Consider the following 11546-nt stretch of genomic DNA (forward strand, 5'->3'; position numbering starts at 1 on the left):
GCGCGACGACCTTGCCCGCTACCTCGAAGACATCGTCCACATCGACAAGGCCGCGCAGTAAGGCAAAACATGAAGGCAGGGGCAAAGACCGTGACCAACATCTTAGTGACCGGCGGGGCCGGCTATATCGGATCGCATGCCTGCAAGGCGCTGAAGGCCGCAGGCTATACGCCTGTGACCTTTGACAACCTGGAAACCGGCTGGCGCGATGCGGTGAAATTCGGCCCGTTTGAGCAGGGCGACCTGCTGGACCGGGCCCGTCTGGACGAGGTGTTCGCCAAATACGCGCCCGCCGCCGTGATGCATTTCGCCGCCCTCAGCCAGGTCGGCGAAGCGATGAAGCTGCCCGGTAAATACTGGCGCAACAACGTTGCGGGGTCTCTCAACCTGATCGAAGCCGCGGTGGCGGCCGGGTGCCTTGATGTCGTGTTTTCCTCGACCTGCGCCACCTATGGCGATCATGACAACGTGGTGCTGGACGAAGATACCCCGCAGCTGCCGCTGAACGCCTATGGCGCCAGCAAGCGCACCATCGAAGACATGCTGCGCGATTTCGAAGCCTCGGACGGGCTGAGCGCGGTGATCTTTCGCTATTTCAACGTGGCGGGGGCGGATCCACAGGCCGAGGTTGGCGAGTTCCACCAGCCCGAAACCCACCTGATCCCGCTGATGCTGGATGCGATTGACGGCAAGCGGGATGCGCTGACGGTTCATGGCAAGGATTACGACACGCCCGACGGCACCTGCATCCGCGATTACGTGCATGTCTGCGATCTGGTCGATGCCCATGTGCTGGGTCTGAAATGGCTTGAGGACGGCAAGGGCAGTCGGGTCTTCAACCTAGGCACCGGCACCGGGTTTTCGGTGATGGAGGTGATCGAGCAATCCCGCGCCGTGACCAACCGCACGGTGCCCTATGACATCGGCCCGCGCCGCGCCGGAGACGCCACCAAACTGGTGTCAGGCAGCACCCGCGCCGAGGCCGAACTGGGCTGGACCCCGCATCGGTCCACCATGAACCAGATGATCGCCGACGCCTGGCGCTGGCATCAGTCGGGGCATTACGACACATAGGGGTCACGCAGGCGACCCTGCTGGAACGAATACCCCCCTCAGTGCCCTAGAGCTTGATCCCACAGATTGGCGAACAGGTCACAGCTGTCCGGATCGGGTGTGCAGGTGTTTGACCAAATCGACGCATACGGGGTGGATTCCGGTAGGGGGCAGGACCGATCACAAGCCGACATGCTTGTGCCGCGAACGGCGCTGCGAGCTGATTGTGTTGAAAAACACTTCCTTTCTCGTGCTCTGACAAGTGCAACCACGTTAATTTATTGGGATGTCGGAGGTTGGGCTGCCCTTTTATTCAAAGGCGAGCTCCATGGGCTTGAGTTTGGCTGGTTTCCGGAGGTTTTGGGCGGCTGCTGCGAGGGTGAACTCATCCTGGGCGCCGAATGGGCCGCGTAATCGGAGCCGTCCGAGGCCAAGGATGCGTTTGAGATGTGCAAATAGCATCTCGACTTTCTTTCGCCGCTTCTGGGCTGTCGGATTGAAGCCTGACGCCGTGCATTGGCGGGCGAAGTCTCTGACGATTTCGTATTTCTCACGATGGACCGCGCGGGCCTCGGAGTTGGGACAGCACTTTTCCTTCAACACGCACCCGGCGCAATCGGATTTCAGCGCCCGATACTTGCGAGCCTTCCAACTTGGAACATTCCAGGCGGGGTCGGAATAGGTGCGCCAGGTGTGTTTCATCTCTTTGCCGCCGGGACAGATGTAGCGGTCGTTCTCATCATCCCATGTGAAGTCGGATCGCGAGAACGTTCCATCCGTGCGCTCGCCTTTGTCAAAAACAGGGATGAAGGCAAGGATTTTTCGCTTGAGCGCGAGCCAGACAAGATTGTCAGAAAGACCCATACGCCGTATCTGCTGCGATCCAATCTGGCTTCATGCCAAAGCGTTCTTCGGTCCGGTCGAGCATTTTCCGCATTGCGCCCACTTCGGCGGTTTTGTTGGACCGGCTGGCGTCCACATCAACGATGACGCTGCGATCCGTATCGATCAGATAATTGGTGGAATACGCAAAGAAAGCAGGACCTTTGCGCGCCGCAGTCCATTGACTGGCGGGGTCGGCATGAGCGGTGAACTTGGGTTTGACTGTGGTGGCGGCACCGAAGGCCTCGTCATCGAGGGTACCGAGATACTCGCGCACCGCCCGTGGTGCGGTGTCCGGGTCGGTCTCTCGCGCAGCCCGGTCATCCGGATTGCTGGAGTTTTGTTTCTGGACATCGGCACTGATTAAGCTGGCATCGACGGCAAATTCTTGGCCACCCACCAATCCTTCCTGCATACAGCGCGCAACGGTCATTTCGAACACATGGCGCAACAGATCACTCTCGCGGAACCGGCCATGCCGGTTCTTGGAAAAGGTTGAGTGGTCTGGAATTGGGTCTGTCAGATCGAGACGGCAAAACCAGCGGTAGGCGAGGTTCAGATGCACCTCTTCGCAGAGCCGGCGTTCCGAGCGAATACCGAAGCAATACCCCATCAACAGCATCCGAATGAGCAGTTCCGGATCAATGGAAGGACGGCCCGTGTGACTGTAAAAATCCGACAGATGCGCGCGGATGCTGCTCAGATCAACGACCCGATCAATTGACCGCAAAAGGTGGTTTTGAGAGACGTAATCTTCCAACGAGACCTCATAAAACAACGCCGCCTGTGCGTCCTGCTTCGGTCCCATCATCGCAAAATCCTCCCCATCCGTACGATGGAGTGAATCAGTAGATCATTCCTCGATCAAGGAAGAGTTTTTCAACACAATCAGCCCATTACTGACCAATGCTGTGCTTCGCACGAACGCCCGCTTTAGAGGTCGGCGTGTGATGGACCAATTGCTTCCAGAACTGCACAGTGTGTCGAAAGCACTAACTAAATGGTGTGCCGCATATCTTTTCGACGTCCGAGGTGCAGTTGTCGCGAATGTGGGCGCGCCAGCACTTCGTATCGACCTCCTCTGTCCACCAGTAGTAAGTTGGAGGCGGGCGAGTGTATGGGTGTTCGTCCCGATAGGGCAGCGCATCATACTCATCGACCGAAAGGACCTCGTGCAGAGGTAGCTGCTGGACGTCCAGAAAGGTCGGGCGAGTTATCTTTCCTCGGGTCGTTCGTGGATCATTGCCTAGAAAGCAACGAAACGATTGATCGTTGGCCACGATGTTGGACCAATAATAGTGGCTTTCTGTGACGTGAGGGAGCTGCCATTCCTCGTGTTTGCGAAACGCATCGCGACAGACATCTCTCAACGGCGTGCTATGCATTGCGTTTGGCCCAAAGGGAAGGATTAGGTAACCAGGTCCATCGGACTTGATGACTACAGGACTTCCTGGTCGACCTTTCAGTCCACCGGCTCGGGCAAACATCTTCTGATAACAATTGACGGTAGCGGTCGCCGATTTCCTGCCTAGCGCTTCACCGGAAGAAACCTGCACAGTGACCCGCAGCGCTGACCCAGTTTCCCAGTTCTCCCTGTTCCATGCTTCGGCTTGAGTTCGGAGGCGTGCATATTGAAGTGGATAAAGAACCTGCACTTGGAGAAACGCCCATGCGACGGCAGACGCGAATAGGGCAATCGGCATCGCGAGCACCAGAATAACCGCCTTAAAAATCCGCAAAAAGTCCTCCAAAACCGCGCGAATTTCTGCCGCTACACCGATATTTAGCCTGCAGACTCCCGAAATCTCAATGGTCATCCTCAGAGCGGAAGAAGAACTTTTCATACGTAAAACAACAAGCGGACATTGGCGCACTCACGGCGAACTCACACTTTGTCCCGCACACCGGACCTTGGAATGCCTTAATCAGTTAAGTGGCAATTGGGGCAAGTTTCACCTCAACAAAACCAAAGGCTTAGAAGCCGAAAACATCAATGGATTCAGCTGGTCCGTGGTCATCCGTTTTGCGTATGCTGCAATCCTGCCCCTTAGCGGAATCTCTCCCATACCATCGGTGGACCGCTGGCATCCAAGATACGTAGCCCATACGGCTTAATCTTGTCTCAGGTCGATCCCATAGGTTTCCTGTAGCCAATCCAGCTCTTGTGCTGTGTCAGCGAGGATTTTTTGGATGACCTCGTTCGGCAATGTGAACTTGGTACCATTTTCGACAAAGAACCTTGGGTCCTGTGCTCCAATGTTTCTTTTGTCACCGGTTTTGGCCCGATAGGCTTCGATGGCGAGAGCTGTTTCCTGCGACATCGACTGATTGTGGGTTTCCCGTTTGACATGATCAAGCAGGCCATGGCGATCGATACACGCGCAGAAATCTGACAAAAGATCCCCCTGAACAAAGGCCAACCGTGAAAACTTTCGCACGATCATCGCCTGTCGCCCAAAGGCGTTTGCAAACTCGCGCAGGTCACGTCTGAGATTATAAATCTTGGGTTTGGCGTACATCTGGCTCAGGGTTCGCGTGCCCCCCTTGAGCGTCTGCTGCATGTCAGAGATGCTGCGGGGCACGGGGTGGCGCGCGTAATATATCACGCGTGTGTCAAACCGGGCCGTCAGGATCTCGGCCAACCGGTTCAACCGCGGTTTGCGCCCGGCTTTGACCCTGGCAAACCATTCCGAGCTGATGATCGTGTCGGGATACTCAGGCAAGGCGTCGATACGCTCTTGGATCCAGTCGAACCGATCTTCGTATACGGCTTTGGCAAAGACATGCTGGGATACCATCAAAGAGGGGGCCTTGTCACACAGGACCGGAACCAAAATACCCGCATCTTGAAGAAACAGATCATTGGCCTGCAACGCAGTTTGGATGGTGGTTGTGCCGGTTTTGGACGGCCCTATATGAAGCCATAATCTTGGTTTTTGAGCCATTTTAGCCCTTTATCCCGCCATATTCACATGAACCCCGTCTACGCGGCGCTGTTAGATCAACGTTATAAAGGTTGGTGGCGCGGATGCCAGAGAAGACCCGCTAAAGTCGCCCCGTCCGCGCCAACATCTGCAACAGACGCTGACCGGCAGGCGTTGAGCGCCGCGCGCCGGACAGGATCAGGGCGCGGGCGCGGGGGCGCATGGTCAGCAGGGTCCGGGCGGCCTCGGCATGGGCGGGGATCAGCCCGCCGGGCCGCGCCAGCAGCGCAGTCAGATTGGCGCGCAGCCAGTCGCGATAGGTGCCGCGCACCAGCGCCCGGGCGCGTTGCAGCCGGGCCATCGCCCCGCGATGCGCCCCGATCACGTTCTGCGCGTGCTGGCGATAGTACAGCACCGGGACATCATCCAGCGTGATATGGGCCCCGATCCCGGCAAGGCGCAGATAGATCCACCAGTCGTGATAGGGGATGTCGGGGGCTCCGGCGGCCCGCAGGGCCCGGAGGGCGGCGGCGTTCAGGGTGACCGTGTTGCCCGCCACGATGTTCTGCACCAGCGCGTTCTGGAACGAGGGCGGGGGCAGGGGGCCTTTCTGGGTGCGCAGCGGGATCAGATCGGGATCGGTTTCGGTTGTGACCGATCCGTAAAGCGCCGCCCGGTCATGACCTGCGACGCCCGCCAGCCCCCGGCTGAGGCGATGCGGCATCCACACGTCATCCTGATCCGACAGCGCCACCGGACCGGGGGGCAGGTCGGGATGGGTGAGCAGCGACAGGAAATTCGCCGCCGCCCCGTGGCGGGGCCCGTGCATCAGCCGGATTTCGCGGTCGGGATGGGCGGCGCGGAATGCTTCGAGGATGTCCCAGGTGCCATCGGTCGATCCATCATCGGAGATCCACAGGCCCCAGTCGGGGATGTCTTGCGTCAGATAGCTGTCCAGTTGTTCAGACAGGTGCGCTGCCCCGTTCCAGGTGGCCAGCAGAATCCGAACACTGGGCCGGCTCACCGGAACAGGATGTACTTGTGGAACCGATGCAGGAACAGCAGACCGGCGATCCCCAGAACTCCGGACACACTAAAGACAAAGACCGGATCGGCATAAGCCGCATCATAGCGGGCATAAAACCCGGAACGGATGGTCGCGATCCCGTGGGTGATCGGGTTCCACAGCAGATACTGGTTATAGGGCGAGGGGATCTGCTCGTAGATAAAGATCGTGCCCGAGACCAGGAAGAGCGGCCGGGTGATGATCGAAAAGATCTGTCCCCAGACCGGCAGAACTCCGGTCAGAAAACTGTTCAGAAGCCCAACTCCGATGGCAAACGACAAAAGTTCGGCATAGCCCAAGGCGATCCGCCCGAAGCGCAGCGAGACCGGTACATCCCAGGCGATGATGATGAAGACCAGGATGATATAATTCACCAGCAGCAGGGTTATGGCGTTCAGCAGGAACCGCGCGATCAGCGCATCCAGATAGGTGACCGCCGGATACCCCAGCAACTGCTTGGAAAAGGCCAGCGACGCCCCGATCTTCATGACCAGACCCTGCCACATGAAAAAGGGCACCATGCCGCTGGCGAAGAACAGGGCGAAATTCGACCCGATGGGCGGATGACGGAAGCCGAGTGAAAAGAGCGTCGCCATGATGGCGATCCCGGCGGCAGGTTCCAGAAAAGCCCAGATATAGCCACCCGGATTGCGCCCATAGCTGGTCGACATCTCGCGCAGAATCAGCGCCATAATTGTGCGCATCGTGGCAAAGCTGCGCGCTTTGGCCTTGGGCCGCAGGGGCGGCGCCGGGAGATCTGGGTTGTCTGTGGCGGTCATGTGCTGATGCGGCGAATAAGCAACTTATGCTGGTTGGAAATACCGCTGCCTTTATGTAACAACGCGAGTATAGTTACAATGACTTGTCCCGAAAGGTTCCGCCTTTGACCGCGCCGACTTCCTCATTTCCCAAGAAACAGCCCGAAGCGCCCGAAGAGACCTCAGAAACCGACACTGCTGAGGCCCTCAACCTCTCTGGTGACGTCTCTGAGGCATCATCTGAGACACCGGCTGACATCTCCGAAGAGGCCCTCGCCGCAAGCCCCGAACCTGGCCCCGAACCTGGCTCTGGAACCGATCCTGACATCAGTGCCGAGACCGCAGTTTCTTCGGAGCCGGCCAAGGATGATGGAGACAACGACACCGTTGAGATCAAAGAACCTGAACCAGTCGTCACTGCCGCAGTCGTCGGAGCGGCCGCAGCAAAGGTCGTTCAGGTGCAGCCGGGCGCCCGGCGCGCAGGCGGACCGGGTCGGAGCGGAATAAAGGCGGGTGGTCCGGGACGGCCCGGACTAAAGGCCGCCGGAGCGGGCGGGGCGGGTTTGCGCCGACAATCCCCGCCGGACACCCCGATCCGGGATGCGCATCTGCCGAAATCCCTTGAACAGGGTGAACCGGACACGGGCCAAAGCCCTTCGGCTGGCGCCGCCGGGCGGAAATCCGCCAAGGGCGGGGCGCAAGGACGGCCCACCGACAGCCCCTCCCGCGACCGATCCCCCGAGGATGTGAACGAACGGGCCGCCCGACGTGCAGCGGCACGGGCCGAACAGGCCGATCAGGGTGATGCCGACCCGACCACCTTGCCGGTACCCAGCCCTCAGGGCCAGCCGCCAGCCAAGAAGGGGAAGGGAAAGAAGGACAAGCCGAAGATCGTGGTGGTGCAGCCCCCGGTCGGATCGGCCGGTCTCAGGACCCGCCACTGGGTCACGCTTCTGAGCTTCCTGCTGATGGTGGCCCTGCCGGTCGCCGTCGCCGGATGGTATCTGTGGAACCGGGCTGCGGATCAGTATGCAAGCTATGTCGGTTTTTCGGTGCGCACCGAAGAGGTCGGCTCGTCGATCGAAATCATGGGTCTCGCCACCGACCTGTCGGGGTCGTCCACGTCAGACACCGATATCCTGTATGAATTCCTGCAGGGTCAGGAGCTGGTCGGTGCCATCGACGCCGATCTGGATCTGCGCAACATCTGGTCCAAGGCCGATCCCGATGTCGACCCGATCTTTGCCTATCATCCGCCGGGCACGATCGAGGATCTGACCGCCTATTGGGCGCGCATGGTCAAAATCTATTACGATCCTGGCACCGGGCTGATCGACCTGCGCGTTCTGGCGTTCGACCCGATAAACGCCACCGCAATTGCCACACAGATCCGCGACCGGTCCAGCGCGATGATCAACAAGCTGAGTGCCATCGCCCGCGAAGATGCGATCGGCTATGCCCGCGAAGAACTGACCCAGGCCGAAGACCGGCTGAAAGAGGCCCGCGTGGCGTTGCAGGCCTTCCGCAACCGCACACAACTGGTCGACCCCACGATGCAGACCCAGACGCAGTCGGGCCTGATCGGCGCGCTGGAAGGCCAGCTGGCCGATGCCCAGATTGAACGCAGGCTGCTGCAGGAAACCGCACGCGCCAATGATCCGCGGATCCGTCAGACCGAACTGAAGATCGAAGTGATCAAGGCGCAGATCGCCGAAGAACGCGCGGAACTGGGGCTGGAAGGCGTCGATGACAACGTCTCGGTGGCTGATCTGGTCGGCGAATTCGAGGCGCTGGCCGTGGACCGGGAATTCGCCGAACAGGCGTATACTGCGGCGCTGGCCACCTTCGTGTCGGCCCAGAACGAAGCCCGTCGGCAAAGCCGCTATCTGGCTGCACATGTGAATCCGACCAAGGCCGAAAAGTCGCAATATCCCGACCGGATCCAGATCATGGTCCTGCTGAGCCTGCTTTTGATCCTGATCTGGGCGGTGAGCGTGCTGACCGGATACGCGCTGCGGGACCGTCGTTGACGGGACCGGGCCGGAGTGGTGTGAGACCATGATCGAGATACGCAACCTGACCAAAGTCTTCACCACCAGCGGGCGGCGGCACGTGGTGTTTGAAAATCTCAACCTGACGGTGCCGGCCAATACATCCGTTGCGCTTCTGGGCCGCAATGGCGCAGGCAAATCCACCCTGCTGCAAATCCTGGCCGGGACCATGGACGCGACCTCGGGCGAAATCGTCACCGACAGCACGATTTCCTGGCCGGTGGGGTTTGCCGGATCGTTCCACCCGGAACTGACCGGGGCGCAAAACACCAAATTCGTTGCCAGGACCTATGGGATTGATACCGACGAGATGCGCAAATTCGTCGAGGACTTCGCCGATCTGGGCCAGCATTTCTATCTGCCGCTCCGCACCTATTCTTCGGGCATGAAAGGGCGGCTGGCCTTTGGCACCTCGATGGCCGTCAAGTTCGATTATTACCTGGTCGACGAATCCACCGCCGCAGGCGACAAGAGTTTCCGCGACAAAGCCGAAGCGGTCTTTCTGGACCGGATGTCGACGTCCGGGTCGTTCGTGGTCAGCCACTCGATGCGGCAGGTCAAGGCGCTTTGCAATGTGGCGCTGGTGCTGGAAAACGGAGAGATCACAGTTTTTGACGATGTTGAAGAGGCGATCGCCGTGCACGAGGCAAATATGGAGCGGGCCGGTGAAGAGCGGCGTAAGAAGGTTCTACCGGGAACGGGCACCTAGCATCCGGGCTTGGCCAATGACAGTATGTAGAAAAGTAAAATGATGACGGAAGATCAAATGATGGCATTGCCTCCGATCATGGCGGCCTCGGGCAACCACGAAACCGCGATCCGGGAGTTTTTTCCCGAAACCTTCACCTATGAAGGCACAGAGCCGGAATTCGGCGGGCCGCTGGTTTTGCTGGGATTTTTCAACCGCTCGGGATCGACCCTGCTGGGAGAGTACCTCAAAGGCCTTCGGGGATTCAGCGGATTTGCCGAACATCTCAATCATCCGGTGGTGCGCAATGTTTCCGAGAAGCAGGGGATCGAGAGTTTTCCCGATTACTTCCGCGCCGCACAGGCCCGGTACAGCCCGAAACCCAAACATATCCACGGGTTCAAGGCGTCGTGGGACCAGCTTTTGATGCTCAAGCGTGCCCGGATCGACAAGATGTATCAGGGCGTCAAAATGGTGCATATCGTGCGCGGAGACGTTGTCGGCCAGGCGATTTCCCTGGTGATTGCCAACCAGACCCTGCAGTGGACATCACGCCAGACCCCCCAGGCAACGGCTGACCCGGTCTTCAACGCCGGTCGCATTGCCCGGGCCGTGCAGGCCTGTCTGGAAGAAGAAATCCGGATGCGGCTGGTCACCGAACTGCTGGAAGTGCCCTATATGCGGGTCACTTATGAAGGGCTAGACAATAGCCCGGCAACCGTGATCGCGCGGATCGGCCGGTTCCTGGGGCGCAACCTGTCAACATGGTCCCCCAGCGAGCCACGGCTGGAACGCCAGGCGAACGAGCTGAACGCCGAGTGGCGGGAACGCTATATGGCGATGGCCAAAGACGAATTGCTCGCGTCGCTCGACGTGGGCCTGGACCCTTTGCTTACGACCATCAGCGATAGCGACGGGCACGGTCTTTCAGGAGACCCCTGAATGGGCCACCCCCGTCTTATCCTGCATGTTGGGGGCGCAAAATGCGGATCCAGCGCCCTGCAGAGCACATTCTCCGCCCAGCCCCGACTGACTGCCCCGGGCACGCCCGACGTGGTCTATGCCGCGCTGCATGCCCGGCGGGGGCTGGTGCACGGAGAGGCTTTGGCCACCATGGCACGCAGCCAGAGTTTTGGCTATGTCTCGTCGGCGACCGCGCAGGATCTGCTCGATCTGAACCGGTCTTTTCGTGATCGCGCGCTGAGTGATCTGCGGGGCCTGCTGGCCAATCACGATCATGTCGTCCTGTCGAACGAAAGCTGGCTGCCGAGATGCGATATGATGACCGAGATGGGGCTGCTTGAGGATCTGGGCGAAGCGTTCGGCGTGTTCGCCGTGGTGCGCCCGCAGGTCGAAACCATCAATTCCGGGTGGTGGCAATGGGGTGCCTGGTCGAAAAGACCCCTCAAGCTTGAGGTTTGGGCCAAGCGCCATCTGCCCCAGTGCCAATGGCACAGCCATCTGCAGACATGGCAGCAGCACCCGGCCTGTACCGATGTCGCGGTGCGGCTGTTGTCACGCGATATCGTCGGTGATTTTCTTGCCGCTTACGGGTTGACCCCGGACCCGGGTCTGCCGCAGGGCAAAACCTCGAATGTCAGCCTGCCCGGTGAAGTCCTGCGCCTGTTCCAGCGCCATCCCGACCTGCGCAAAGGCCGGGCCGTGATCGATTTCGCGCTGGCTGGCTTTGGGCTGGGGGATCAGCCGACCCCATGGGTCGTGGACCCTGATCTGGCCGGACAGATCACCGCGCAGTCCCGCGCCGATAACGAAGCGCTTTGCGCAATGCTGCCCGAGGATCAGGCCAGCCGCATGCGGGATGCGCCCGGCTGGTGGTCAGGGACGGCATATGCCGACCGGTCGCTGGAGCCGTCACAGACCCAACCCGCCGAACCCGGCCCTGCGGCTGAAATGCAGGCCCGGCTGATGCGCACGCTTGACGATGTCAAAGGTCAGCTGCTGCTTGGACCGGCGCTGTCCGGCGATCTGTCTGACCCCCTGCCGGCGGGGGCCGATGCCGATCAGCTGGATGCGCGCAATGCCGCGCTGGCCGCTGCGTTGTTTCACACCGCAACGGCCCTGCACCGGCAAAACGCGGTCGGGTAGGGTCAGAAGATAAAGTCG

At 59.9% G+C, this 11546-nt stretch carries 9 protein-coding genes and 1 pseudogene; 5 read left to right on the plus strand and 5 right to left on the minus strand.

Annotated features, from left to right (window positions below; all coding sequences use genetic code 11):
* Positions 1-90: 90 nt before the first annotated feature.
* Complete coding sequence (gene galE, locus FOY56_RS22920) at positions 91-1074, plus strand: UDP-glucose 4-epimerase GalE (RefSeq protein ID WP_146348483.1); 984 nt, start codon at positions 91-93, stop codon at positions 1072-1074.
* A 288-nt stretch (positions 1075-1362) separates the two neighbouring features.
* Here galE and FOY56_RS22925 read toward each other — a convergent pair.
* From FOY56_RS22925 to FOY56_RS22945, 5 genes and pseudogenes are all read right to left on the minus strand, one after another.
* Positions 1363-2746 (minus strand): annotated as a pseudogene (locus FOY56_RS22925) (transposase).
* A gap of 181 nt (positions 2747-2927) precedes the next feature.
* Entirely contained in the window at positions 2928-3752 is an 825-nt protein-coding gene (locus FOY56_RS22930) for a hypothetical protein (protein ID WP_146348484.1), read from the minus strand.
* A gap of 294 nt (positions 3753-4046) precedes the next feature.
* Entirely contained in the window at positions 4047-4736 is a 690-nt protein-coding gene (locus tag FOY56_RS22935; RefSeq protein ID WP_186766453.1) for a hypothetical protein, read from the minus strand.
* A 244-nt stretch (positions 4737-4980) separates the two neighbouring features.
* Positions 4981-5883, minus strand: coding sequence for a glycosyltransferase (locus tag FOY56_RS22940; RefSeq protein WP_146348486.1), 903 nt, complete (start codon positions 5881-5883; stop codon positions 4981-4983).
* Positions 5880-6704, minus strand: a complete 825-nt coding sequence (locus FOY56_RS22945) for an ABC transporter permease (RefSeq protein WP_246139578.1) — start codon at positions 6702-6704, stop codon at positions 5880-5882. The genes FOY56_RS22940 and FOY56_RS22945 overlap by 4 nt, the downstream gene beginning before the upstream one ends.
* 104 nt (positions 6705-6808) lie before the next feature.
* Here FOY56_RS22945 and FOY56_RS24025 point away from each other — a divergent pair, with 104 nt between their 5' ends.
* Genes FOY56_RS24025 through FOY56_RS22970 form a run of 4 tightly spaced genes read left to right on the plus strand, consistent with a single transcriptional unit; the run spans position 6809 to position 11528 of the window.
* Positions 6809-8713, plus strand: coding sequence for a KpsE/RkpR family capsule polysaccharide export protein (locus tag FOY56_RS24025; RefSeq protein ID WP_246139579.1), 1905 nt, complete (start codon positions 6809-6811; stop codon positions 8711-8713).
* A gap of 28 nt (positions 8714-8741) precedes the next feature.
* Complete coding sequence (locus FOY56_RS22960) at positions 8742-9443, plus strand: ABC transporter ATP-binding protein (RefSeq protein WP_146348487.1); 702 nt, start codon at positions 8742-8744, stop codon at positions 9441-9443.
* Positions 9444-9482: 39 nt separating this feature from the next.
* Positions 9483-10364, plus strand: coding sequence for a Stf0 family sulfotransferase (locus FOY56_RS22965; RefSeq protein WP_146348488.1), 882 nt, complete (start codon positions 9483-9485; stop codon positions 10362-10364).
* Positions 10365-11528, plus strand: a complete 1164-nt coding sequence (locus tag FOY56_RS22970; RefSeq protein ID WP_146348489.1) for a hypothetical protein — start codon at positions 10365-10367, stop codon at positions 11526-11528. It begins immediately after the preceding gene.
* Positions 11529-11546: the final 18 nt, after the last annotated feature.

Origin of the sequence: Falsiphaeobacter marinintestinus (assembly GCF_007923355.1) — a bacterium.
Lineage (GTDB): Bacteria > Pseudomonadota > Alphaproteobacteria > Rhodobacterales > Rhodobacteraceae > Phaeobacter_A > Phaeobacter_A marinintestinus.

Bases quoted from the DNA above. Each gene is read 5' to 3' on its own strand.
- FOY56_RS22930 (WP_146348484.1), bottom strand. From the start codon at position 3,752: ATGACCATTGAGATTTCGGGAGTCTGCAGGCTAAATATCGGTGTAGCG.
- FOY56_RS22945 (WP_246139578.1), bottom strand. From the start codon at position 6,704: ATGACCGCCACAGACAACCCAGATCTCCCGGCGCCGCCCCTGCGGCCC.
- FOY56_RS22960 (WP_146348487.1), top strand. From the start codon at position 8,742: ATGATCGAGATACGCAACCTGACCAAAGTCTTCACCACCAGCGGGCGG.
- FOY56_RS22965 (WP_146348488.1), top strand. From the start codon at position 9,483: ATGATGACGGAAGATCAAATGATGGCATTGCCTCCGATCATGGCGGCC.
- FOY56_RS22970 (WP_146348489.1), top strand. From the start codon at position 10,365: ATGGGCCACCCCCGTCTTATCCTGCATGTTGGGGGCGCAAAATGCGGA.